The organism is Thermomonas sp. HDW16 (genome assembly GCF_011302915.1).
In the GTDB taxonomy this organism is placed as follows: Bacteria; Pseudomonadota; Gammaproteobacteria; order Xanthomonadales; family Xanthomonadaceae; genus Thermomonas.
The window spans coordinates 2,459,466-2,482,176 of record NZ_CP049872.1 but is presented as its reverse complement, the minus strand read 5'-3'; the positions used below and the strand labels follow the sequence as shown (position 1 = coordinate 2,482,176).

Genomic DNA, 22,711 nt, shown 5'->3' with positions numbered 1-22,711 from the left:
CGCTGACGTCGAGGTGCGGATGAACAGTACCGTCCAGGCCAGCCCCGCCGCGGCGCGGGGCCTTACCGGAGCGTCGCGATGACCACGGCGTTGCGGGATGCCATCGACCACACCGCGCTGGGCTGGGTGAAGCCGGAGATCGACGAGACGCTGCGCCAGGCGCGGCTCGAGATCGAAGCCTTCGCCGAATCGCCCGACGAGCGCGATCGCATGCGCGCCTGCGCCAGCTACCTGCATCAGGTGCAGGGCACGTTGCGGATGCTGGAACTGCACGCACCTGCAATGGTGGCCGAAGAAATGGAACAGCTGGCCGCTGCGCTTCAGGACGGCACCGCGACCAATCGCGACGACGCCGCCGCAGCGCTGATGCGCGGCGTGGTGCAGTTGCCGGATTACCTGGAACGCTTGCAGGGCGGGCACCGCGACATCCCGATCGTGCTGCTGCCGTTACTCAACGAACTGCGTGCCGCGCGCGGCGCCAGCGCGCTCAGCCAGGACGTCCTGCCCAGCTTGCTGGAAGAGCCCACCGAGGCCGAACTCGAACATGCCCGCGGCAGCCTTGCCGGGCGCAACCGCGAATTGCTGGATACCGTCTCCACCGCGCTCAAGGAAGACCTGCTGCGCGTCAAGGACGCACTCGACCTGCACCTGCGCTCGGGCCTGAGCAACGTCGCCGACCTGCAGCCGCAGGCGGAAGCGTTGGGCCGCATTGGCGATACCCTGGGCATCGTCGGCCTGGCCTCGGCCGAAACAGTCATCCAGGAACAACGCAAGGTGTTGTCGGATATCGCCAGCGGCGCACGCGCGCCCAGCGAGAGCGACCTGCTGGAAGTCGCCAGCGCGCTGATCTACATCGACCACTCGCTTGACGACCAGGTCGCCCGACTCGGCCAGGGCGATGCGGACGCAGGCGACGACCTGTTGGCGCAGGAGTCGCGCAAGGTGATGGGCGCGTTGGCGCGCGAGGCGATCGCCAATTTCGCCGAAGTGCGCAATGCCTTCGTCGCCTTCGTCGAAACCGATTGGGACCATGCGTCGCTGGACCAGGTGCCGCGCCTGCTGGGCGAGGTCGGTGGTGCGATGCGCGTGCTGCAGTTGCCGGAACCCGCCGGCTACCTGGAGGCACTGCGCCGTTACAGCCACGCCGAATTGATCGGCAAGAAGCTGGTTCCCGGCGGCCGCCAACTGGACACGCTGGCCGATGCGCTGGCCGGCATGGAGTACTACCTGGAATCGCTGCGCGAGCCGCATGGCCAGCGCCAGGACTTGCTCGACAAGACGCGTGGCAGCCTGGAGCAGATCGGCTACTGGCCGCTGCCGGAAGGCGGCGAGATCGAAACCACCGCGGAGGCCGATGCCACCGAGGCGGCAGTGGTCGCGCATGCCGTTGCGCCGGTCGAAGCGGTGGCCGAAACCGCGACGCAGGCACCTGCGATCGTCGCCCAGCAAGCGGGCCCGGTCGCACTGACCGCCGGTTTCGACAACGCCGGCGACGAGATCGACGACGAGATCCGCGAGATTTTCCTGGAAGAATTCGAGGAAGAAATCGGCAACCTCGACACCTTGTTGCCGGCATGGCGCCTGCAACCCGAGGACATGGAGCGGATGCTGCCGATCCGCCGCGTGTTCCACACCCTGAAGGGCAGCGGCCGCCTGGTCGGTGCTCGCACGCTGGGCGATTTCAGCTGGCACGTCGAGAACATGCTGAACCAGGTGCGCGACGGCAAACGCCCGGCCAGCCCGGCCGTGGTCGCCTTCGTCGGCCAGGTGCGCGAGGTGTTGCCGCAGCTGCATGAGGCGCTGCGCGGCCAGGCCTCGACTGCAGTCGACCTCGCATCGATGGAAGCAGTGGCCGATCGCCTGGCCGCTGGCGAGGAAGTCTTGCTCGGCACCGCCACCGCAGCAGCGCCTGTCGAAGCCGAAGCGATTTCCGTTGCCGAAGAAACTGCCGCGCTGCCGCCTGCGGTCGAAACCGTGGCCGTGCAGGTCGATCCGGTATTGCTGGACATCCTGGGTACCGAAGTCGGCAGCCACCTGGAAACCGTCGATGCCTGGCTGGCGCAGGCGCGCGCGGGCGATGGCAGCGTCAACGACGGATTGCTCCGCGCGATCCACACCCTGAACGGCGCCTTCGCGATGACCGAAGTGCCTTCGGTCACCGCCTTCACCTCGCCTGCGGAAGGCTACGTCAAGCGCCTGCTCGCCGCCGGCCAGCCGGCCGACGCGCAGGGTGTCGCGGCGATCGGCGATGTCGCCGAAGCGGTGCGCGCATCCACCCTGGCGTTGCAAGCCACGCCGGCGCAGGTGCCCCTCTACGCCACGCTGGCGGCTTCGGTCGTCGGTCTGCGCGATGCATTGCCGGAAGCCAACTTGCCGTTCATCCAGATGGACGATGCCGAAGACGAGGCGGCGGATGCCGAACGCGTCGAGTCCGAACGCCTCGCCAACGAGCAGGCCGAGATCGACCGGCTTGCGGCCGAAGAAGCGGAGGTCGCTCGCCTGGCCGAGGAACAGGCGCAAGCCGAGCGTGTTGCCGCCGAAGAAACTGCGCGCCAGCAAGCCGAACGTGTCGCCGTCGAAAACGCCGAGGCGGATCGCCTGATCGCCGAGGCAGCGGAAACCGCGCGGCTGGAAGAAGAACGCAACGAAGCCGAACGTGCCGAAGCGGCGCGCTTGGCGGCCGAACATGCCGAAGCCGAACGCCTTGAAGCCGAACGCCTTGCCGCGGAACAGGCTGAAGCTGCGCGTCTGGCGGCCGAACAGGCGGAAGCCGAGCGCCTGGAAGCGGAACGCATGGCGGCGGAAGAAGCTGCACGCAGCGAAGCCGAGCGTGCCGAAGCGGCGCGCATCGCCGCGGAAGAGGCCGAAGCCGCGCGCCTTGCCACCGAACAGGCGGAAGCGGCTCGCCAGATCGAGGACGCCAGGGTGCAGGCGGAGCGCGAAGAAGCGCAGCGGTTGGAAGCGGAGCGTCTGGCCGCGGAAGAGGCCGAGGCCGCACGCGTCGCCGCCGAGCAGGCCGAAGCCGCGCGCCTTGCCGCGGAACGCGCGGAAGCCGATCGCCTGGAAGCCGAGCGCATCACCGCCGCACGCGTCGTAGCCGAGCGTGCGGAAGTCGAACGCATGGCGGCGGCAAAGGTCGAAGCCGAGCGCGTTGAAGCCGAGCGCCGGATCGCCGAAGCCGCCGCTGCCGCCAAGGCGCGCGAACAGGCCGCCTTGACCGCCCTGCTGGCCAGCGCGACCTCCGCCGAGGATCCGGACGAGGCGCTGGACATGTCCGGGCTGGACGCCGAGTTGGTGGACATCTTCGTCGAGGAAGGCGGCGATCTGCTCGATCAGTCCGATGGCCTGCTCGCGCAGTTGCGCGAAGCGCCGGAAAGCCGTGAAGCCATGGTTGGCCTGCAGCGCGAGCTGCACACGCTGAAGGGTGGCGCGCGCATGGCCGGCATCATGCCAGTCGGCGAATTGGGCCATGCGATGGAAACTCTGCTGGAAGCAGTGGTCGCCCAACGCGCCGAACTCGGCAGCGATGGCGTGCCCCTGCTCGAACGCGGTTTCGACCGCCTGCACGGCATGATCACCCGTGTCGCTGCGCGGCGCGCGGTGGGCATGCCGGTCGGCCTGATCGACGAGTTCAACAACCGCGCCGAAGCGCCGGTGAAGAAAACCGAGGCGGTCGACGATGGCTTGCGCTTCGCGTCGAAGCCGGTCGAGAAGATCGAACTCAAGCCGCTGTCCGCGCCGATGGTGGCCGAAGGCCTCGGCGACGACGACGACATCGGTGTCCGCGCGCCGCAGGAACAGGTGCGCATCCGCGCCGACTTGCTCGACCGCCTGGTGAACTACGCGGGCGAAGTGGCGATCTACCGTTCGCGGTTGGAGCAACAGCTTGGCGCGTTCCGCAATACCGCCGCGGAAATGGAGCAGACCAACCTGCGCCTGCGCGACCAGTTGCGCCGCCTCGATGCGGAAACCGAGGCGCAGATCATCGCCCGCTACCAACGCGTGGGCGACGAGGGCGAGGAATCGTTCGACCCGCTGGAACTCGACCGTTTCAGCACCTTGCAACAGCTCTCGCGCGGCCTGGCCGAATCGGCGGCCGACTTGCAGAGCCTGCACGGGTCGATGGACGACCTGACCCGCCAATACGAAACCCTGTTGCTGCAGCAATCGCGCGTCAGTTCGGAATTGCAGGAAGGCCTCATGCGCACGCGCATGGTGCCGTTCGACGCGTTGGTGCCACGGCTGCGCCGCGTCATCCGCCAGGCGGCCGGCGAAACCGGCAAGCAAGCCCAGCTCAAGCTGGACGGCGCGCAGGGCGAACTCGACCGCAACGTGTTGGAGCGGATGACCGCGCCGTTGGAACACATGTTGCGCAACGCGGTTGCGCATGGCCTGGAATCGCCGGACGCCCGTCGCAAGGCCGGCAAAGCGGACGAAGGCAGCATCCGCGTCGCGGTGCGCCGCGAGGGTTCGGAAGTCGTGTTGCAGGTCAGCGACGACGGTGGCGGCATCAACCGAGACGCGATCCGCGCGCGCGGCATCGAACGCGGCCTGATCAAGCCGGATGCGGTGCTCGGCGATTCCGACCTCGATGTGCTGATCCTGGAGCCGGGCTTCTCCACTGCCGAAACCGTCAGTCGCCTGGCCGGTCGCGGCGTCGGCATGGACGTGGTCGCCAGTGAAGTCCGCCAGCTCGGTGGTTCGCTGGACATCGCCTCCAAGCCGGGCGAAGGCACCACCTTCACCCTGCGCCTGCCGCAGACGCTGGCGGTGACGCAGGCGGTGTTCGTCAAGATCGGCGAGACCCAGTACGCGGTGCCGATCGCCTCCGTGCGCGGCGTCGGCCGGATCACCCGCGAGGACATGGCCAAGCCGGGCGCAACCTATCGCTACGGTGGCGAAGACTACGCGCTGCACGACCTCGGCAACCTGGTCGGCGCCAGCACCACCGCAAAGGCAGAAGGCCAGATCCAGATGCCGTTGCTGCTGGTGCGTTCCGGCGACCTGCGCGCGGCGGTGGCGATCGACCAGGTGGTCGGCAACCGCGAAATCGTGGTGAAGTCGGGTGGCCCGCAGTTGGCGTCGGTACCGGGCATCTTCGGCGCCACCATCATGGGCGATGGCTCGGTGGTGGTGATCCTGGACGTCGCCCCGCTGGTGCGTCGCCAGGCGGCCATGCCGCGCGACGTGGCCGCGGTGCCGCACGCGGCGGAACACCGCCGCGTGCCGCTGGTCATGGTGGTCGACGACTCGGTCACCATGCGCAAGGTCACCGGCCGCGTGCTGGAACGCCACAACTTCGAAGTCGCCACCGCGAAGGACGGCCTGGATGCGCTGGAACGCATGGCGGATACCATCCCCGACCTGATGCTGCTCGACATCGAAATGCCGCGCATGGACGGTTACGAGCTGGCCACCGCGATGAAGGCGGATCCGCGCATGCGCGACGTGCCGATCATCATGATCACCTCGCGTACCGGCGAGAAGCATCGCGAACGCGCGATGGAGATCGGCGTGCAGCGCTACCTCGGCAAGCCGTACCAGGAGGTCGAACTCATGCGCAACGTGTTCGAGCTGCTTGGGGTCGAACGCGCGGGCGACGGTTCGTCGTCGTGAACGCACGCAAGCGCGTCGTGCTGCTGGCGCGCCCGGGCAATGCGTGCCAGCGCACTGAGGCGGCCGTCGCTGCCGCAGGCGCGGACGTGGTAGCGGTGTTGGATCCTGGCGCCGCCAGCGAGGACGACGTGCGCAATACCGCGCCCGATGCGGTGCTTGTCGTGCTCGATCCCGCGGTGGAGCATGCTTTGCAGAAATTCGATGGTGTGCTGGGTGATCCTGCGCTCGAGATCATGTTCGAGGACGCCGACGTCGCGGCCAAGCGCGAAGGCTGGGAAGCCGCACGCTGGGCGCGCCATCTGGGCGCCAAGCTGTACGGGCACGACGACGTACTGCCGCGGGCCAAGGCGTTGCCATCGGCCATCGACGACAAACCACCTGCGGGCCGTGAAGACTCGCGCTTCAAGGCGGAGATGGAAGCGTTGCAACGGCAGGTCGCGGCCATGCCCGAACTGCCGCGCGGCAACCAACATGCTGCACCGGCCAAAACCGGCGCAGTGGTGGTGGCCGCCGGTGTCGGCGGCCCCGATTCGGTGCGCCAACTGCTCGGCGGCCTGCCGGTCGGTTTCCCGCGGCCGATCCTGTTGCGCCAGCGCATCGAAGGCGGCCAGTACGACAAGTTGGTGCGGCAGATGCAACGCGCGACCCAGTTGCCGGTCGTGCTGGCGCAAGCGGGGGATCCGGTCGCCAACGGCACCGTGCATGTGCTGCCGGACGGCATCGACGTGCAGGTCGCGCCGGCCGGGTTGGTGTTTGCGTCGATCGAAGGACAGCCGGGCTTCACTGCCCTGGCGCCGGGCGACAGCGCCCTGCTGCTGCTCAGCGGCGCCGATCCGGCATTGGTCGATCGTGCATTGGCGCTTTCCCTCGCCGGCGGCATCGCACTGGGGCAATCCACCGAAAACTGTTTCGATCCCGCTGCCAGCAATGCACTGGTGGCGCGTGGCGGCGAGGCCGTGAGCCTCGCCAAGCTTCCGCTCAAACTGCTGGCCCGCTGGCCCGCCTGAGGTTCCCATGTCCGACTCATCCAACATCATTCGCGGCGTGCTGATCCAGGTCGCCGATGCGCGCCTGCTGCTGCCGAACGCGACCATCGCCGAAGTGTTGTCGTACGCCGATCCGGAACCGGTGGCGGATGCGCCGGACTGGTTGCTGGGGCGTATCCGCTGGCGTGGCTGGCAGTTGCCGCTGGTGGCGTTCTCGCGTTTCACCGGCATCGCCGACGAGCGCGGTGGGCTGGGCAGCAAGGTGATCGTGCTGAAGGCGTTGGGCGGCGATCCAAAGCATCCGTTCTTCGCCTTGCTGACCCAAGGCTTCCCGCGCCTGGTGACGGTGACCGAAGCGGCGCTGACTTCGGATAGCGACGATGCCGCCGTACCCGAGGGCGTGTTGGCCCGGGTGCGCCTCAACGAGGACGATGCCTTGCTGCCGGACCTGGTGGCGCTGGAAGAGAAGATCGGCGAAGCGCTGGCGATCGCTGCCTAACCGAGGTCCCCGCACAGCGCCTGCAGCGCCGTAATCGCGGCGATGCCGGCGGTTTCCGTGCGCAGTACGCGCGGCCCGATGCGCAACCCCTCGAAGCCCGCGACGACCAGCAATTCGCGATCACGCGGCGACCAGCCGCCTTCGGGGCCGATGGCGATGGTGCAATCGTGCAGTTCGGCATAGCGCAGGGACGACAGCGTATCGTCGGCGAACGGATCGAGGATGAAACCGCGCCCGCTGCGCAGCGATGCCGCCGCCAGCAGCGATTGCGGCGCATCGACGTCCGGCAACATCGCGCGCCCGCTCTGCTCGCAGGCTGCGATCACGATGCCGCGCCAGTGCGCCAGCCGCTTCTCCGCGCGCTGCGCGTCGAGTTTCACTTCGCTGCGGTCGCTGGTGACCGGCAGGATGCGCGCTACGCCGAGTTCCGTCGCCTTCTGCAGGATCCAGTCCATCTTTTCGCCACGGGCGATGCCCTGCAGCAGGGTGATGCGCAGCGGCGATTCGTTGTCGATGCGGCGCGCGGCGATGACCTCCGCGCGCGCCTCGCGCTTGTCGAGATGGACGATGCGCGCGTCGTAGTCGTGGCCATCGCCGTTGAACAACACGCAGGCATCGCCGACTTGCAGTCGCAGCACGCGCAGCAGGTGCGCGGCGACGTCTTCCGGGAGTGCGACTTCGTTGCCGGCTTGCAGCGGCATGTGGAGATGGCTGCGGGTCAGGCGCATGCGGTGGCCTCGATGATGGTGTCGCGGGTGGTATGCGCGAGCAGCAGCAACTGGTCGTCGTCGATGCAGTACGGCGGCATCCAGTACAGCGTGTCGCCTAGCGGGCGCAGCACCACGCCGCGTTCCAGCGCGGCGCGATAGGCGCGCAGGCCGATGCGCAACGACGGGTCGAATGGCGTGCGCTTGTCGCCGCCTTGCGTCAGTTCGAATGCGAGGATCATCCCGGCCTGGCGGACATCGGCGACATGCGGGAGTTCCGCGAGGGGTGCGGCAAGTTCGGTCATGCGCGATGCCGTCGCCCGATTGCGCGCCAGCACGTCGTCGGCGTCGAAGATCGAAAGCGTCGCCAGTGCCGCCGCGCAGGCCAGTGGATTGCCGGTATAGCTGTGCGAATGCAGGAACGCGCGTTCGCGCGAGTCGTCGAGGAAGCCGTCGTAGATCGTTTGTGTCGCCAGCACCGCCGCCAGCGGCAGGAAGCCGCCGGTCAGGCCTTTCGACAGGCATAGCAGGTCGGGCTGCACGCCGGATTGCTCGGATGCGAACAGCGTGCCGGTACGGCCGAAGCCCACGGCGATTTCATCGGCGATCAGGAACACGCCGTGCGCATCGCAGAGTTCGCGTGCGCGGCGCAGGTACAGCGGGTCGTGCATGCGCATGCCGCCCGCGCACTGCACGCGCGGTTCCAGGATCAGGGCGCAGATTTCGCCGGCATGGCGTTCGATTATTTCGCGCAGGCCATCTGCGGCACGCTCGGCGCACTCGGCGGCGGTTTCACCCGGTTCGGCAACGTAGCTGTCGGGCGAGGGCGCGAACAGGGCTTCGGCCAACAAAGGCGCGTACACGCGGCGATACAACGGGATATCGCCGACTGAAAGCGCGCCGATGGTTTCGCCGTGGTAACCATTTGCAAGCGCGACGAACTTGCTGCGTTTGTCCTCGCCACGGTTGCGGAACCAGTGGAAGGCCATCTTCAGCGCGACTTCCACGCCAGCCGAACCGTTGTCGGCATAGAACACCTTGGCCAGCGACGCACGGCCGGGTTCGCGCGGGGCGATGGCCAGCAGTTTCTCGGCGAGCTCCACCGCAGGCGCATGCGAAAAGCCGGCCAGGATCACCTGTTCGAGGGTGAGCGCCTGTTTGGCGATGGCCTGGGCGATGCGCGGCTCGGCGTGACCGAATAGGTTGGTCCACCAGCTCGATACGGCATCGAGGTAGCGCCTTCCGTCGCGCCCGACCAGCCATGCGCCTTCACCGCGCTCGATGGGAACCAGCGGCAACACGTCGGGGTGCTCGCGCATCTGCGTGCACGGATGCCAGAGCACATGCAGGTCGCGCGAACGCCAGTGGCCGGCGTCGTCTAGAATCGCGGTATCGTGAATCGACATTCCCTCATTATCGCCCCGAACCTCGCCACGGCAGACTGCCTGCCATGAGCCGTCGCCTGCCCACCATCCACGGCATCACCGAGCATGACGCCGGCCCGTACCGCATGGAGCGGATGGACCTGGAGTTCAGCAACGGCGAACGCCGCAAGTACGAGCGCCTGCACGGGCGTGGTCATGGCGCGGTGGCAGTGGTGCCGATGCTGGATGCCGACACCGTGTTGCTGGTGCGCGAATACGCGGCGGGCGTGCATCGCTACGAACTCGGGCTGGTCAAGGGTCGTATCGATGCCGGAGAAAGTCCCATCGAAGCGGCCAACCGCGAGCTGATGGAGGAAGCCGGCTTCGGCGCGCGCGAGCTGACCCTGTTGCGCGACATCACCCTTGCTCCCGTGTACATGAGCCATTCCACCCACCTGGTGCTGGCGCGCGACCTGTATCCGCAACGCCTGCCCGGCGACGAGCCGGAGGAACTGGAAGTGGTGCCGTGGAAGCTGGACGACCTGGGCGAGTTGATCCTGCGCGAGGAATTTTCCGAAGGCCGCAGCATCGCCGCACTGTTCATCGCCCGCGAATGGCTGAAGCAGCAGGGATGAGTCTCGATGCCGAACTGCGCGATGCGGTGATCGCACTTGCGCGCAAGGCCGCGGTGGAGATCCTTGCCGTGTACGAAAGCGAGTTCGCGGTGCAGTGCAAGGATGATCGCTCGCCGCTGACGGCGGCGGATATGGCCTCGCATCGCTGCATCGTGGCCGGCCTGCAGGCGCTGACGCCGGAGATCCCGGTGCTCTCGGAGGAATCGAAGGATCTCGACATCGCCGCGCGTCGCGAATGGCAGACATTCTGGCTGGTCGATCCGCTGGACGGCACCCGCGAGTTCATCAAACGCAATGGCGAATTCACCGTCAACATCGCCCTGATCGAAGATGGTGTGGCCACGTTCGGCGTAATCCAGCAGCCGGTCACTGGTGCGTTGTGGCATGGCGCACCGGGGGCGGGTGCATTCCGTCGCGAGGAAGATGCCGATGCCGCCATCCGCGTGCGCGTGCCCGCCGCCGCGCCATTGCGCATCGCCGCCAGCCGCTCGCATCGTGATGCGCGCACGCAGGCCTTGCTCGACGCCTTTGGAGGCGAAGCCGTTGCCTGTGGCTCCTCGTTGAAATTCTGCCGCATCGCCGAGGGCGAGATGGATCTGTATCCACGCTTTGGCCCTACCAGCGAATGGGATACCGCGGCTGGGCAGGCGATCCTGGAAGCAGCCGGTGGCGCGGTGCTGGATCCGCAGGGTAGGCCGTTCCGCTACAACCAGCGCGAGAGCCTGCTCAACGGCGATTTCATCGCGCTTGGCGATCCGGCGTTACGCGAACGCCTGCCGGCATGAGCGGCCCACGCGACATCACCGCGTTGCTCGACATTATGTCGGCCTTGCGCGACCCGAAGACGGGTTGCCCGTGGGATGTCGAGCAGACTTTCGCCAGCATCGCGCCGTACACCATCGAGGAAGCCTACGAAGTCGCCGATGCGATCGATCGCGGCGAGATGGGCGATCTGAAAGACGAACTTGGCGACTTGCTGCTGCAGGTGGTCTTCCACGCGCAGATGGCGCAGGAGCAGGGTGCGTTCGAATTCGGCGACGTGGTGGCGGCGATCTGCGACAAGATGACGCGCCGCCATCCGCATGTATTCGGCGATGAGGCGCGTAAAAGCGATGCCGCTGCCCAACTGCAGCACTGGGAAGACCTGAAGCGCGCCGAACGTGCCGTGCGCGGTGAAAGTGATACCTCTGCGCTGGCCGGGATCTCGCGCGGCCTGCCGGAATGGCAGCGTGCAGTAAAGCTGCAGCACAAGGCGGCGAAGGTCGGCTTCGACTGGCCGGATCCGGCGCCGGTGCTGGAAAAATTGCACGAGGAGATCGAGGAAGTGCGCGCGGAATTCGCGGCGGTCGCTTTGAGCCCGGACGATGCCGCCGCGCATGACCGGCTGGAAGACGAGATCGGCGACATCCTGTTCGTCTGCGCCAACCTGGCGCGGCATGCGAAGGTGGATTTTGGTGCGGCATTGCGCCGCGCCAACCACAAGTTTGAACGCCGGTTCCGTGCGATGGAGGCCTTGTCCGAAGCCGATGGCGGCCTTGCCGGGCAATCGCTGGAAGCGCAGGATCGCTACTGGAACCGCGCCAAGGCAGCGGAGAAAGGGCAGCCGGAATGAGCGACCGATTCACCAGCTTCCGCGAGTTCTACCCGTTCTACCTGGGCGAACATCGCGACCGCACCTGCCGACGCCTGCATTTCGTCGGTACCAGCCTCGCCATCGGTTTCATCGTGCTGGCGATCATGCGCGGTGACCCACGCTGGTTTTTCGCGGCCCTGCTCTCCGGTTATGCGTTCGCGTGGATCGGGCATTTCTTCTTCGAGAAGAACCGCCCGGCGACCTTCAAGTATCCGTTCTATTCCTTTGCCGGCGACTGGGTGATGTACAAGGACATCCTGACCGGCAAGATCCCGTTCTGAGTCAGGCTCAGTCCAGGAAGATCAGCCACGCCGCCACCGCGATCATGGCGAAGCCGGCCCAGTGGTTCCACTTCAAGGGCTGCCCCAGGTACCAGGCCGAGAACCCGGCGAACACCAGCAGCGTGATCACCTCCTGCATGCCCTTCAGCTGCGGCGCGCTGTAGAGCGCCGAACCCATGCGGTTGGCCGGGATCATCAGCAGATATTCGAAGAAGGCGATGCCCCAGCTGACCAGGATCACCTTCCACAACGCGACTTCCTTGAACTTCAGGTGCGCGTACCAAGCGAAGGTCATGAAGACGTTGGACAGCACCAGCAACAATGGCGGCAGGACGCGTTCGTAGGGCATGGCAGTTCACTCTTGAAGGTGCGATAGCGTAGTCCTTCACGTTGCATCCACTTCGTGGCCGGCATCTTTCACAAAGCTGAAGAGCCTGGAGAGGCCATCAATGCGTAGCCAGGAACAGGCTGGATTGGTTTTGATCGTCGAGGACAACCGCAATATTTCCGAGATGGTCGGTGAATACCTCGAGAGCAAGGGCTTTGAGGTCGATTACGCCGCCGATGGCCTTGACGGCTATCGGTTGGCGGCGGAGAACAATTACGACGTGGTCGTGCTGGACCTGATGCTGCCGCGGCTGGACGGCATCGAAGTGTGCAAGCGCTTGCGCAACGAAGCGCGCAAATCCACCCCGGTGCTGATGCTGACCGCGCGCGACACGCTGGATGAAAAGCTCACCGGCCTGTCCTCGGGCGCGGATGATTACCTGACCAAGCCCTTTGCGATCCAGGAACTGGAGGCCCGGCTGCGCGCGCTGATCCGTCGCGAGCGGAGGCAGGTCGGTTCCGAAGTGCTGAAAGTGGCGGACTTGGTGCTGGACCCGGCCTCGCTGCGCGCTACGCGTGGCGGCAACGAATTGCAGCTCTCGCCGATTGGCTTGCGCCTGCTCACCATCCTGATGCGCGAGTCGCCGCGGGTGGTCAGCCGGCAGGAGATCGAGCGCGAGATCTGGGGCAATGGCCTGCCGGATTCGGACACCTTGCGCAGCCACTTGTACAACCTGCGCAAGGTGATCGACAAACCGTTCGACCGCCCGTTGTTGCATACCGTGCAGAGTGCCGGCTATCGCATCGCGGACATCAGCGGGCAGCTGGGATGACATACCGGGCCAGGATTCCTGCCGGACTGACACGGCGCCATTGACATGCCGTCTTCGTGGCGCGACATCCGGGTCGTGTTCCTGCTGCAGGTGGCGATCGTCTGCCTGGTCGTGGTGCTGTGCATGCTCGGCATCGAGATCGTGAACGGCGAGCCCGTGCAGCCGGTCACCGTGGCGGCGATCGGTCTGTCGCTGGTCGCGATCGTCGCGGTGACCTGGCTCACCTATCGCACGACTCGCCGGGTGCTGGCACCGATGGAGTGGCTGTTGCAGGAAGTCTCGCGCTGGGATCCGCAACGTCCGGACATGCGAGCGCTGGCGCCGGAGCGCATTCCTGAATCGGTGCAGGGCGACACCCGCAAGATGGCCGATGCCCTGCACGGGTTGGGACAGCGGATGGAGGCGTACATCGCCCGCGAGCACGATTTCACCCGCGATGCCAGCCACGAACTGCGCACGCCCTTGACCGTGATCCGGGTGGCCGCCGACTTGATCGCGCACGATCCGGGGTTGTCTGATCGTTCGCGGCGCTCGCTGGCACGCATCCGCGGGGCGAATGCGGAGATGGAATCGCTGATGGATGCGCTGCTATTGCTGGCCCGCGATGAAGACGTGGCGCAGGAGACCGAGGATTTCGCGGTACGCGATGTCGTCGAGCAGGAAATCGAGCGAGTACGGCCTTTGCTCGAAGCCAAGGGGCTGGCCCTGGATTGGCAGGCCGATGCCGATCCGCAGCTGCATGCGCCGCCGCGGGTGCTGGGAGTGATGCTGGGCAGCCTGCTCAACAATGCCGTGCGTTTTACCGACGAGGGACGGATCGGGGTGCGCCTGTCCGCGGATCGGGTCGAGGTCGTCGACACCGGCATCGGCATGGATGCGGCGGCGCTGGCCCGTGCATTCGAACCCTTTTATCGCGCCAACCTCGAACACCCCCCGGGGTCCGGCCTTGGCCTGTCGATCGCGCATCGGCTTGGCCAGCGTTGCCGCTGGCCGCTGCAGCTTGCCAGTACCCCGGGCGAAGGCACGCATGCGGCTATCCTGTTCGGTACCGGCATCTCCCGGGATTGAGCCGAATCCCTGGGTCGAGATCGGCCTGTCAACCGGGCGCGTGTTCGCGCGTTCCCACTCCTTTGCCGAAGACCTTCCCCACGCATGAGCCAGCCCCGTCGTCGTTCTGCCTTTCCCGTCCGCAACATCGCCGTCGCTGCCGTGGTGCTCGCCGTGCTGGGTGGCGGTTGGTATTTCTACAAGCACCGGAACGCGGATGCCGAAGGTGGCTACCGCACCGAAACCGTCCAGCGCGGCGACATCCGCGTGGCGATTTCTTCCACGGGGACCCTCAGCGCGATCTCCACGGTCACCGTGGGCAGCCAGGTCTCCGGCCAGATCACCGAGGTGCTGGTTGATTTCAATGACCAGGTGAAGAAAGGCCAGGTGCTGGCCACGATCGACGCCTCCACCTACCAGGCGCAGATCGAGCAAGGCTCCGCGCAGATCGCCAGCGCGCAGGCGTCGCTGCGGCAGGCGCAGGCTGGCCTGCGCAATGCGCAGCTGGACTACAACCGCAAGGCGGACCTGGGCCGGCAACAGCTGGTCAGCAAGAGCGATGTCGACCTGGCACGCGCGTCGCTGGAACAGGCGCAGGCACAGGTGAACTCGGCGCAGGCGCAGATCCGCCAGCAGACCGCATCGACCCAGACCACCCGCGTCAACCTGCAGCGCACGGTGATCCGCTCGCCGGTGGATGGCGTGGTGTTGACCCGCACCATCGAGCCCGGCCAGACCGTGGCCGCCAGCCTGTCCGCGCCGGAGTTGTTCACCATCGCCGAAGACCTAGCGAAGATGAAGATCGAACTGGCGGTCGATGAATCCGACATCGGCCAAGTCAAGGTGGGCCAGTCGGTCAGCTTCAACGCGGATGCGTTCCCCGACCGTCAGTTCAAGGGCGTGGTCGACCAGGTGCGCCTGTCCGCGACCACCTCAAACAATGTGGTCACCTATCCGGTGGTGGTGACCGTCGACAACAGCGACGGCACCTTGCTGCCGGGCCTGACCGTGAACGCGGAGATCGAAGTCAGCAAGCGCAGTAACGTACTGACCCTGGCCAACGCGGCATTGCGCTTCAAGCCGGCCGAGGGCTCGCCGCTGGCCGAACTGCAACCGGCTGGCCCGGGGCAGGCGCAGGGCGCGGCGCAAGGCGGTGCGCGCGGCAACGCGGGCATGGCCGAAGACCTGCAGGCACTCGCTGCCAGCATGAAGCTCAACCCAGCGCAGCAAGCGGCCTTCGATGCCGGCTTGCAGGACATGCAGAAGCGCCAGGCCGAACGCATGGCGCAAGCGCAAGGTGGCCAGAACGGCCAGCAAGGCGGCAGTCGTTTGTTCGGCGGCGGTCCGGGTGGCCCACAGCGCAGTGGCCGCGCGCCGGACGCCAGCATGCAGGCGCAGATGCGCTCGCGCATGCGTGACCGCTTCAACCAGCAGTTCGCTGCGTTTACCGCGACGCTGGACGATGCCCAGCGCGCCACCTGGAGTTCGGCGCTGGAAGCGCAGCTCAGCGCCAAGCGGGTCACCGTCTACAAACTGGTCGATGGCAAGCCGGCCGCGGTGATGGCACGCGTCGGCGCTAGTGATGGCACCAATACCGAAGTCTCCGGGCGCGAGATCGCCGAGGGCGACCTGATCATTTCCGGAGAACGTGCTGCGACGGAGAGCAAGTGATGGCGGCCGGTTCCGAACCGGTTCCGGTGATCCGCACCGAAGGCCTGGGCAAGGTGTATTCCGCCGGCACCGAGGCGGAAGTGGTGGCGCTGAAGAGCGTCGACCTGGTCATCGGCCGTGGTGAATTCGTCGCCATCATGGGGCCGTCCGGTTCCGGCAAATCGACCCTGATGAACCTGATCGGCGGCCTGGATACGCCGAGCGCGGGCAAGTATTACTGCGATGGCGTGGATGTATCCACCTTGGACAAGGAAGAACTGGCCACCCTGCGCCGCGACAAGATCGGCTTCGTGTTCCAGGGCTTCCACCTGCTGCCGCGGATGGACGCGACCGACAATGTGGCGATGCCGCTGGGTTATGCGCGCGTGCCACACGCCGAGCGTCGCGCACGTGCGCTGGAAGCGCTGGCCTCGGTGGGGTTGGCCGAACGCGCCGGTCATCGTCCGAACGAATTGTCCGGCGGCCAGCAGCAGCGCGTGGCGATCGCCCGCGCGCTGGTGAACAATCCGCCGATCCTGCTCGCGGACGAACCCACCGGCGCGCTGGACAGCAAGACCGGCGAGGAAATCCTGGCCCTGTTCAAGCGCCTGCGCGACGACGGCCACACCGTGATCCTGATCACCCACGATGCGCATGTGGCCGAGCACGCCGACCGCACCTACGTGATGCACGACGGCGACCTACATGCGCAAATCGACGCGGAGGCCGCGGCATGACCTTCCTCGACATCCTGCGCACCGCTTTTTTCGCGCTGCGCGGCAACTGGATGCGCAGCGCGCTGACCTCGCTGGGCGTGATCATCGGCATCGCTGCGGTGATCGTGATGGTCTCGATCGGCCAGGGCACCCAGGCCGAGATCGACAAGATGGTGTCCGGCCTGGGTTCGCAGCGGCTGGACATCGGCGGCGCCGGCGGCATGGGCCCGGGCGGCGCGCGCATGGCCCAGGGCAGTCGCTGGAGCCTGAACGATGGCGATGTCGAAGCCATCCGCACCGAAGTCCCGAGTGTGCAATACGCTTCCGGTTCCTTGCGCGGCAGCACGCAGGCGGTGTTCGCCGAGAACAACGCCTCGACCAGTTGGCAGGGCGTGCAGGACGACTGGTTCGCGATCAACGACTGGCAGATCGCCGAGGGCGAAGGCTTCCAGGCCAACGATTACGCGGGCAGCGCCAAGCCGGTGATCCTCGGCGAGACCGTGCGCAAGACCTTGTTCGGCGAGGACAGCGGCATCGGCCAGACCGTGCGGCTGGGGCGCGTGCCGTTCACCGTGGTGGGCACGTTGAAGTCGAAGGGGCAGGGTGGTTTCGGCCAGGACCAGGACGACATGGTGGTGGTGCCGCTGGAAACCGCGCGCCGGCGCCTGTCGAATTCGCAATCCATGCCGCCGGGCGCGGTGCAGCAGATTTCGGTGGGCATCGACGACGCCCGCAACCTGGGCAGCGCGCAAAGCGAGATCGAAGCCCTGCTACGCCAGCGCCACAAGATCGAACCGGGCGCGGAGGACGACTTCAGCGTGCGCAACATCAGCCAGATCGTCGCCACTCGTACCGCCACCACCAACCTGATGTCGAAGTTGCTCGGCGCGGTGGCCGGCATCTGCCTGATCATCGGCGGCATCGGCATCATGAACATCATGCTGGTGTCGGTGACCGAGCGCATCCGCGAGATCGGCCTGCGCATGGCGGTCGGCGCGGGCCCGAGCGACGTGCGCCGGCAGTTCCTGGCCGAGGCCATGCTGATCTCGCTGATCGGCGGCGTGATCGGCATCGCGATCGGCGTGGTCGGTGCCCTGATCGTCGGCAAGCTGGGCAACCTGCCAGTGCAGCTGAACGCGCAAGTAGTGATGCTGGCGGCGGCGTTTTCGATCGGCACCGGCCTGTTCTTCGGCTATTACCCGGCACGCAAGGCCTCGCTGCTGGATCCGATCGAGGCGCTGCGACAGCAGTGATTCGACAGCGCGCGGCACCCTGTCGCCGCCGATACGGGCGGCGACAGGGCCCTTGTGGCAAAATCCGAGGCTATGCCGCAACCTTTTTTCGCCGTGTCCGTCCAATTCCGAGTGCCGCTGCATGGCTGACATCTATGGCCACCTTCCGCGTGGTCCAGCGGGGGTGATGAGGGCTGCGGTTTGGTCGCTCAAGGGCTTGCGCTCTGCTTGGCTGCACGAGTCCAGTTTCCGTCTGGAAGTCTGCCTGTTCGTGGTGCTCGGCCCGCTTGGCTGGGGACTGGGTGCGAACGGGGTGGAGCGCGCGTTGCTGATCGGCAGCTGCCTGCTGGTGATGGCGATGGAGCTGATGAATTCCTCGATGGAAGCGGTGATCGAGCGCTACGGCGCCGAGCACCACGAACTCGCCGGTCGGGCCAAGGACATGGGCTCGGCCGCGGTGTTCGTGTTGATGATGAACGTGATCTTAGTGTGGGCGCTGATCCTCGGGCCGCGTCTCCTGCAAGGCTGACAAGGTGGAAATCGAATGGATCTGAGCTTCTTGGCCTCGCCTGACGCGTGGCTGACCTTGGTCACGCTGAGTGCGCTGGAGATCGTGCTGGGCATCGATAACCTGGTATTCATCTCGATCGCGGTCGGCCGCCTGCCGGAGGCCCGGCGGCCTGCCGCGCGAAAGATCGGCATCGCGGTGGCCTGCATCACCCGCATCATGTTGCTGGTGATGCTGGCGTTCCTGGCACGGATGGAGCACGACCTGTTCACCGTGTTCGGGCTTGGCATTTCGATCCGTGACCTGGTGCTGATCCTTGGGGGCGCGTTCCTGCTGGTAAAGGGCTCGCTCGAGATCCGCGACCTGATCGGCGGCGGTGACGACGACGATCCGCGCACCACCAAGACATCCTCGGTGTTCTGGGTGGTGATCGCGCAGATCGCGGTGATCGACATCGTGTTCTCGCTGGATTCGGTGATCACTGCGGTGGGCATGGCCCAGCACATCCCGATCATGGTGTTCGCCATCCTCACCGCGGTGGGCATCATGCTGCTGGCGGCAAACCCCTTGGGGAAGTTCATCGACGACAACCCCACGGTGAAGATGCTGGCATTGGCCTTCATCCTGCTGATCGGCGTGGTGCTGATACTGGATGGCCTGAACGTGCACGTGCCGCGGCCCTATGTCTATTTCGCGATGGGTTTCTCGGTGCTGGTCGAGTGGCTCAACCTGCTCATGCGCCGCAATGCGTTGAAGCACAAGGTTCCGGGCGCGGGTGAGTGGTAGCCGCGTGCACGCCCGCTTAACGGTGCTTGCCCGTCACTAGCGCGGTTTTCCCGTTTTCATCTTCAGGAGAGATTCCATGCGCGGTTCCCGGTTGCTGCAAAGCGTGTTGCTGCTCGTGCTTGCGCTCTCGCTGAGCGGCTGCGGCTACAACCAGATCCAGTCCAAGGACGAGGCGGTCAAGGCCGGCTGGTCCGAAGTGCTGAACCAGTACAAGCGCCGCGCCGACCTGATCCCGAACCTGGTGAGCACGGTCAAGGGTTACGCCGCGCACGAGCAGCAGGTACTGACCGCGGTGACCGAGGCGCGCGCCAAGGTCAGCCAGATCAACGTCAATGCCGACGATGCCGCTTCGCTGGCGCAGTACCAGGCGGCGCAGGGCGAACTGAGCCAGGCACTCGGCAGGTTGATGATGGTGACCGAGAACTACCCGAACCTGAAGGCGGACACGTCCTTCCTCAACCTGCAAACGCAGCTGGAGGGCACCGAGAACCGCATCACCGTGGCGCGGGGTCGCTACATCCAACTGGTGCAGGACTACAACACCTACATCCGCCAGTTCCCGGTCAACCTCACTTCGATGGTGTTCGGCTACAAGACCAAGCCGAATTTCACGGTGGAGAACGAAGCGCAGATCCAGAACGCGCCGAACGTGGACTTCGGTGCGCCCGCACCGGCGGCGCCGGCCGCTCCCGCACCGACCAACGGCTGATCGCGACCACACGTCGATGATGCGGCGGTTCGCCACGCGCGCACTGCTGGCCCTGTTGCTGCTCTGCCTGTCGTTCGCGACGGCGGCGCAGCAACTGGCCGCGATCCCGACGTTCAGTTCGCCTGTGGTTGACACCACCGGCACGCTGGATGCCACCGCGAAGCAGCTACTCGAGCAACAGGCGCAGGCCTTGCAGCAGCGCAAGGGCAGCCAGCTGCAGGTGCTGGTCATCCCCAGCACTGCGCCCGAAACCATTGAGCAGTACGCGGTGCGCGCCTTCGAATCATTCAAGCTCGGCCGCAAGGGCGTCGATGACGGCTTGCTGCTGGTCGTGGCCAAGGACGACCGCAAGGTGCGGATCGAAGTCGGTTACGGCCTGGAAGGCGCGATCCCGGACATCACCGCAGGCCGCGTGATCCAGGAATACATGGTGCCGAAGTTCCGCCAGGGCGATTACGCTGGCGGGATCCTCGATGCCACCGCGCAACTGGTGAAACTGGTCGACGGCGAGCCGCTGCCCGAACCGGAAGCAAGCCACCCCACCGGTCCGGATCGCGGCGGCGATTGGCTGTTCGCATTGGTCGCCGCATTCTTCGTTGCCTCCTTCCTGCGCAGCATTTTCGGTGGGCTTCCGGCCGGCGTGCGCGCCTTGCTCTGCGCCGGCGGGGCGGGCGTGGCGGCCCTGTTCCTGACTTCGGTCATGTTCATGGGCGGCTTCGGCGCGTTCATCGGTTTCATCGTCGGCATCGTGTCCGGCGGCGGTGGAGGGGGCGGTCGTTACGCACGCCAACGCGACTGGGGCGGTTTTAGTGGCGGTGGTGGCTGGGGCGGCGGAAGCGGTGGCGGTTGGGGCGGCGGCAGTTCCGGTGGCGGATGGTCTGGTGGTGGTGGCTCATCCGGAGGCGGTGGCGCCTCGGGGGGCTGGTGATGGCCGGTACGCTCAAGCGCTTGTTCACCCACCTGTTCACCGGCAATGCGCGTGCGCGCTTCCCGGCGACCGACATGCAACGCATCGCCGATGCGATCGCCGCGGGTGAAAAGCGCCATCGCGGCGAAATCTGCTTCGCGGTGGAAGGTGGGCTGGACGTGCGCGACGTATTGCGCGGTGTGCAGGCGCGTGCACGTGCGCTCGATGCCTTCGGTCGCCTGCGCGTGTGGGATACCGCCGCGAACAATGGCGTGCTGGTGTACCTGTTGCTGGCCGACCATCGCATCGAGATCGTGGCTGATCGTGGCCTGGCCGGGTTGGTCAGCGACGAACAATGGCGCGGCGTCTGCCTGCTGATGGAAGAGCGGCTGCGCGCGGGCGAATACACGGATGCAGTGGTCGCCGGCGTCGACTCGGTTAGCGACCTGATGGCCGAACATTTCCCGCAGTCGCCGGGCGGCGCGGACGAAGACGAACTGCCGAACCAACCGGTTTTCCTGTAGCCCGCATGCCGGCTGCGGCACAATAGGCACATGCCTTACCTACACCAGATCGACCCCATCGCCCTCGACCTCGGGACCTGGAACCTGCCGCTGCTGGGCAGCGTGCATCCGCAAGTGCACTGGTATGGCCTGATGTACCTGCTCGGGTTCCTCGTGGCCTGGTGGCTGGGCCGTCGCCGGATTCGTGCCGGGCGCCTGCCGGGCGTGGATGAAAACGGCTTTGGCGACTTGATGTTCTACGCCATGCTCGGCGTGGTGCTGGGCGGGCGCATCGGTTACATCCTGTTCTACGGTTTCGCCGATTTCATCGCCAATCCATTGATGGTCTTCAAGGTCTGGGAAGGCGGCATGAGCTTCCATGGCGGCCTGCTCGGCGTGCTGGTGGCGGTGTGGTGGTGGTCGCGCAAGCAGCATTTGCACTTCTTCGACACCGTCGATTTCGTCGCCCCGCTGGTGCCGGCGGGGCTCGGCTTCGGCCGCATCGGCAACTGGATCGGCGGCGAGCTGTGGGGCAAGCCCACCCAGGGCACGGCGTTCGATGGTTGGGGCGCAGTATTCCCGCGTTCGCTGCCGGAACCGTTCGCCTCGATGGACGCGGCCACGTTGAAGGCGCAGTTCGATGCCGGCCTGCTCGACAGCTTCGCCCGGCACCCCTCGCAGCTGTACCAGGCCACGCTGGAAGGCTTGGTGATGTTCTGCGTGCTGGTCTGGTACTCGCGCAAGCCACGCCCGCGCTATGCCGTGGCCGGCCTGTTCGCGCTGCTCTATGGCTGCTTCCGCTTCCTGGTCGAATTCGTGCGAGAACCGGATGCGCAACTCGGCTACCTCGCCTTCGGCTGGCTGACGATGGGGCAGGTGCTGAGCATTCCGTTGATCCTGCTGGGACTGTTCTGGTGCTGGAAGTCGCATTCCTCGCCGACGCTGATGCCGGTCAAACCGGAGCCGGCGAAGTGAAGCAGTACCTGGATTTGCTGCGTCACGTGCTGGAGCACGGCACCGAGAAAGCCGATCGCACCGGCACTGGCACGCGCAGTGTGTTCGGCTGGCAGATGCGCTTCGATTTGAATGAAGGTTTCCCGCTGGTCACCACCAAGAAACTGCACCTGCGCGCGATCATCCACGAGCTGCTGTGGTTTCTGCAGGGCGACACCAACATCGCCTACCTGAAGGACAACAAGGTCAGCATCTGGGACGAGTGGGCCGATGAAAATGGCGAGCTTGGCCCGGTCTACGGCAAGCAGTGGCGTAGTTGGGAGGGCGCGGAGGGCAAAACCGTCGACCAGATCGCCTGGCTGATCGACGAGATCAAGCGCAACCCGGATTCGCGCCGCTTGATCGTCAGCGCATGGAACGTGGCCGAACTACCGAAGATGGCGCTGATGCCCTGCCACTCGCTGTTCCAGTTCTACGTGGCCGACGGCAAGCTCAGCTGCCAGCTGTACCAGCGCAGTGGCGACATCTTCCTGGGCGTGCCGTTCAACATCGCCAGCTACGCGCTGCTGACCCACATGGTGGCGCAGGTCTGCGGCCTGCTGGTCGGCGACTTCGTGCACACGCTGGGCGATGCCCACCTGTACTCGAATCACTACGAACAAGCGCGCGAGCAACTGTCACGCACGCCGCGCGCGTTGCCCACGCTGAAACTCAACCCCGAGATCCGCGACATCTTCGGCTTCAGCTTCGACGACATCGCCATCGAAGGCTACGACCCATCGCCGGCGATCAAGGCGCCGGTCGCGGTCTGATGCCGG

General features: G+C 66.2%; 22 protein-coding genes. 19 read left to right on the top strand and 3 right to left on the bottom strand.

Features of this window, described 5'->3' with window-relative positions; genetic code table 11:
* Positions 1-78 precede the first annotated feature (78 nt).
* The 3 genes from G7079_RS11800 to G7079_RS11790 are packed head-to-tail and all read left to right on the top strand — an operon-like array spanning position 79 to position 7,101.
* The gene (locus G7079_RS11800; protein ID WP_166057487.1) at positions 79-5,616 is read left to right on the top strand and encodes an Hpt domain-containing protein; all 5,538 of its coding nucleotides are present in this window, start codon (positions 79-81) and stop codon (positions 5,614-5,616) included.
* The gene (locus G7079_RS11795; RefSeq protein ID WP_166057486.1) at positions 5,613-6,623 is read left to right on the top strand and encodes a chemotaxis protein CheB; all 1,011 of its coding nucleotides are present in this window, start codon (positions 5,613-5,615) and stop codon (positions 6,621-6,623) included. Before G7079_RS11800 ends, G7079_RS11795 begins: the two co-directional genes overlap by 4 nt.
* Before the next feature lie 7 nt (positions 6,624-6,630).
* Complete coding sequence (locus G7079_RS11790) at positions 6,631-7,101, top strand: chemotaxis protein CheW (RefSeq protein ID WP_166057485.1); 471 nt, start codon at positions 6,631-6,633, stop codon at positions 7,099-7,101.
* Here G7079_RS11790 and G7079_RS11785 read toward each other — a convergent pair.
* Both G7079_RS11785 and bioA read right to left on the bottom strand, forming a co-directional pair.
* On the bottom strand, positions 7,098-7,829 hold the full coding sequence (locus G7079_RS11785) for a 16S rRNA (uracil(1498)-N(3))-methyltransferase (protein WP_166057484.1): 732 nt from the start codon (positions 7,827-7,829) through the stop codon (positions 7,098-7,100). The two genes, G7079_RS11790 and G7079_RS11785, sit on opposite strands and share 4 nt — an antisense overlap.
* On the bottom strand, positions 7,820-9,214 hold the full coding sequence (bioA, locus tag G7079_RS11780) for an adenosylmethionine--8-amino-7-oxononanoate transaminase (protein WP_166057483.1): 1,395 nt from the start codon (positions 9,212-9,214) through the stop codon (positions 7,820-7,822). The genes G7079_RS11785 and bioA overlap by 10 nt, the downstream gene beginning before the upstream one ends.
* A 44-nt stretch (positions 9,215-9,258) precedes the next feature.
* On the opposite strand from bioA, the gene nudE reads away from it, so the two are divergent.
* From nudE to G7079_RS11760, 4 genes are read left to right on the top strand one after another with little or no spacing between them, the layout of a single operon-like run.
* Complete coding sequence (nudE, locus tag G7079_RS11775; RefSeq protein ID WP_166057482.1) at positions 9,259-9,807, top strand: ADP compounds hydrolase NudE; 549 nt, start codon at positions 9,259-9,261, stop codon at positions 9,805-9,807.
* Positions 9,804-10,592: a 3'(2'),5'-bisphosphate nucleotidase CysQ gene (gene cysQ / locus G7079_RS11770; RefSeq protein WP_166057481.1), complete on the top strand. Its 789-nt coding sequence runs from the start codon at positions 9,804-9,806 to the stop codon at positions 10,590-10,592. The genes nudE and cysQ overlap by 4 nt, the downstream gene beginning before the upstream one ends.
* The gene (gene mazG / locus G7079_RS11765) at positions 10,589-11,419 is read left to right on the top strand and encodes a nucleoside triphosphate pyrophosphohydrolase (protein ID WP_166057480.1); all 831 of its coding nucleotides are present in this window, start codon (positions 10,589-10,591) and stop codon (positions 11,417-11,419) included. The genes cysQ and mazG overlap by 4 nt, the downstream gene beginning before the upstream one ends.
* Positions 11,416-11,721 (top strand): DUF962 domain-containing protein, encoded by a 306-nt coding sequence (locus tag G7079_RS11760; RefSeq protein ID WP_166057479.1) that lies wholly within the window; start codon positions 11,416-11,418, stop codon positions 11,719-11,721. Before mazG ends, G7079_RS11760 begins: the two co-directional genes overlap by 4 nt.
* Positions 11,722-11,728: 7 nt before the next feature.
* On the opposite strand, the gene G7079_RS11755 is transcribed toward G7079_RS11760, so the two are convergent.
* Positions 11,729-12,070, bottom strand: coding sequence for a DMT family protein (locus G7079_RS11755; RefSeq protein ID WP_166057478.1), 342 nt, complete (start codon positions 12,068-12,070; stop codon positions 11,729-11,731).
* Between the two features lie 100 nt (positions 12,071-12,170).
* On the opposite strand from G7079_RS11755, the gene G7079_RS11750 reads away from it, so the two are divergent.
* The 12 genes from G7079_RS11750 (at position 12,171) to G7079_RS11695 (ending at position 22,705) form a co-directional block, all read left to right on the top strand.
* A complete protein-coding gene (locus G7079_RS11750) occupies positions 12,171-12,881 on the top strand; it encodes a response regulator transcription factor (RefSeq protein WP_166057477.1) in 711 nt (236 codons plus the stop codon).
* A gap of 45 nt (positions 12,882-12,926) precedes the next feature.
* On the top strand, positions 12,927-13,949 hold the full coding sequence (locus tag G7079_RS11745; RefSeq protein WP_166057476.1) for a HAMP domain-containing sensor histidine kinase: 1,023 nt from the start codon (positions 12,927-12,929) through the stop codon (positions 13,947-13,949).
* 84 nt (positions 13,950-14,033) lie between these two features.
* Entirely contained in the window at positions 14,034-15,599 is a 1,566-nt protein-coding gene (locus G7079_RS11740) for an efflux RND transporter periplasmic adaptor subunit (protein WP_166057475.1), read from the top strand.
* On the top strand, positions 15,599-16,315 hold the full coding sequence (locus G7079_RS11735; protein ID WP_166057474.1) for an ABC transporter ATP-binding protein: 717 nt from the start codon (positions 15,599-15,601) through the stop codon (positions 16,313-16,315). Before G7079_RS11740 ends, G7079_RS11735 begins: the two co-directional genes overlap by 1 nt.
* Entirely contained in the window at positions 16,312-17,547 is a 1,236-nt protein-coding gene (locus G7079_RS11730; RefSeq protein ID WP_166057473.1) for an ABC transporter permease, read from the top strand. The genes G7079_RS11735 and G7079_RS11730 overlap by 4 nt, the downstream gene beginning before the upstream one ends.
* A gap of 121 nt (positions 17,548-17,668) precedes the next feature.
* The gene (locus G7079_RS11725) at positions 17,669-18,055 is read left to right on the top strand and encodes a diacylglycerol kinase (protein WP_166057472.1); all 387 of its coding nucleotides are present in this window, start codon (positions 17,669-17,671) and stop codon (positions 18,053-18,055) included.
* 15 nt (positions 18,056-18,070) lie between these two features.
* Positions 18,071-18,820 (top strand): TerC family protein, encoded by a 750-nt coding sequence (locus G7079_RS11720; RefSeq protein WP_166057471.1) that lies wholly within the window; start codon positions 18,071-18,073, stop codon positions 18,818-18,820.
* Positions 18,821-18,896: 76 nt separating this feature from the next.
* The gene (locus G7079_RS11715; RefSeq protein WP_166057470.1) at positions 18,897-19,529 is read left to right on the top strand and encodes a LemA family protein; all 633 of its coding nucleotides are present in this window, start codon (positions 18,897-18,899) and stop codon (positions 19,527-19,529) included.
* 19 nt (positions 19,530-19,548) lie between these two features.
* Complete coding sequence (locus G7079_RS11710) at positions 19,549-20,457, top strand: TPM domain-containing protein (RefSeq protein ID WP_166057939.1); 909 nt, start codon at positions 19,549-19,551, stop codon at positions 20,455-20,457.
* Positions 20,457-20,960: a TPM domain-containing protein gene (locus tag G7079_RS11705; RefSeq protein ID WP_166057469.1), complete on the top strand. Its 504-nt coding sequence runs from the start codon at positions 20,457-20,459 to the stop codon at positions 20,958-20,960. The genes G7079_RS11710 and G7079_RS11705 overlap by 1 nt, the downstream gene beginning before the upstream one ends.
* A gap of 30 nt (positions 20,961-20,990) precedes the next feature.
* Positions 20,991-21,914 carry a prolipoprotein diacylglyceryl transferase gene (lgt, locus tag G7079_RS11700; RefSeq protein ID WP_166057468.1) on the top strand — a complete coding sequence of 308 codons (924 nt, stop codon included), beginning with the start codon at positions 20,991-20,993 and terminating at the stop codon, positions 21,912-21,914.
* Entirely contained in the window at positions 21,911-22,705 is a 795-nt protein-coding gene (locus G7079_RS11695) for a thymidylate synthase (protein WP_166057467.1), read from the top strand. The genes lgt and G7079_RS11695 overlap by 4 nt, the downstream gene beginning before the upstream one ends.
* Positions 22,706-22,711: the final 6 nt, after the last annotated feature.

What these genes read in the sequence shown, in the direction of transcription:
- G7079_RS11800 (WP_166057487.1), top strand. Translation starts at nt 79, where the DNA reads ATGACCACGGCGTTGCGGGATGCCATCGACCACACCGCGCTGGGCTGG.
- G7079_RS11790 (WP_166057485.1), top strand. Translation starts at nt 6,631, where the DNA reads ATGTCCGACTCATCCAACATCATTCGCGGCGTGCTGATCCAGGTCGCC.
- G7079_RS11785 (WP_166057484.1), bottom strand. Translation starts at nt 7,829, where the DNA reads ATGCGCCTGACCCGCAGCCATCTCCACATGCCGCTGCAAGCCGGCAAC.
- bioA (WP_166057483.1), bottom strand. Translation starts at nt 9,214, where the DNA reads ATGTCGATTCACGATACCGCGATTCTAGACGACGCCGGCCACTGGCGT.
- nudE (WP_166057482.1), top strand. Translation starts at nt 9,259, where the DNA reads ATGAGCCGTCGCCTGCCCACCATCCACGGCATCACCGAGCATGACGCC.
- cysQ (WP_166057481.1), top strand. Translation starts at nt 9,804, where the DNA reads ATGAGTCTCGATGCCGAACTGCGCGATGCGGTGATCGCACTTGCGCGC.
- mazG (WP_166057480.1), top strand. Translation starts at nt 10,589, where the DNA reads ATGAGCGGCCCACGCGACATCACCGCGTTGCTCGACATTATGTCGGCC.
- G7079_RS11760 (WP_166057479.1), top strand. Translation starts at nt 11,416, where the DNA reads ATGAGCGACCGATTCACCAGCTTCCGCGAGTTCTACCCGTTCTACCTG.
- G7079_RS11755 (WP_166057478.1), bottom strand. Translation starts at nt 12,070, where the DNA reads ATGCCCTACGAACGCGTCCTGCCGCCATTGTTGCTGGTGCTGTCCAAC.
- G7079_RS11750 (WP_166057477.1), top strand. Translation starts at nt 12,171, where the DNA reads ATGCGTAGCCAGGAACAGGCTGGATTGGTTTTGATCGTCGAGGACAAC.
- G7079_RS11745 (WP_166057476.1), top strand. Translation starts at nt 12,927, where the DNA reads ATGCCGTCTTCGTGGCGCGACATCCGGGTCGTGTTCCTGCTGCAGGTG.
- G7079_RS11740 (WP_166057475.1), top strand. Translation starts at nt 14,034, where the DNA reads ATGAGCCAGCCCCGTCGTCGTTCTGCCTTTCCCGTCCGCAACATCGCC.
- G7079_RS11735 (WP_166057474.1), top strand. Translation starts at nt 15,599, where the DNA reads ATGGCGGCCGGTTCCGAACCGGTTCCGGTGATCCGCACCGAAGGCCTG.
- G7079_RS11730 (WP_166057473.1), top strand. Translation starts at nt 16,312, where the DNA reads ATGACCTTCCTCGACATCCTGCGCACCGCTTTTTTCGCGCTGCGCGGC.
- G7079_RS11725 (WP_166057472.1), top strand. Translation starts at nt 17,669, where the DNA reads ATGGCTGACATCTATGGCCACCTTCCGCGTGGTCCAGCGGGGGTGATG.
- G7079_RS11720 (WP_166057471.1), top strand. Translation starts at nt 18,071, where the DNA reads ATGGATCTGAGCTTCTTGGCCTCGCCTGACGCGTGGCTGACCTTGGTC.
- G7079_RS11715 (WP_166057470.1), top strand. Translation starts at nt 18,897, where the DNA reads ATGCGCGGTTCCCGGTTGCTGCAAAGCGTGTTGCTGCTCGTGCTTGCG.
- G7079_RS11710 (WP_166057939.1), top strand. Translation starts at nt 19,549, where the DNA reads ATGCGGCGGTTCGCCACGCGCGCACTGCTGGCCCTGTTGCTGCTCTGC.
- G7079_RS11705 (WP_166057469.1), top strand. Translation starts at nt 20,457, where the DNA reads ATGGCCGGTACGCTCAAGCGCTTGTTCACCCACCTGTTCACCGGCAAT.
- lgt (WP_166057468.1), top strand. Translation starts at nt 20,991, where the DNA reads ATGCCTTACCTACACCAGATCGACCCCATCGCCCTCGACCTCGGGACC.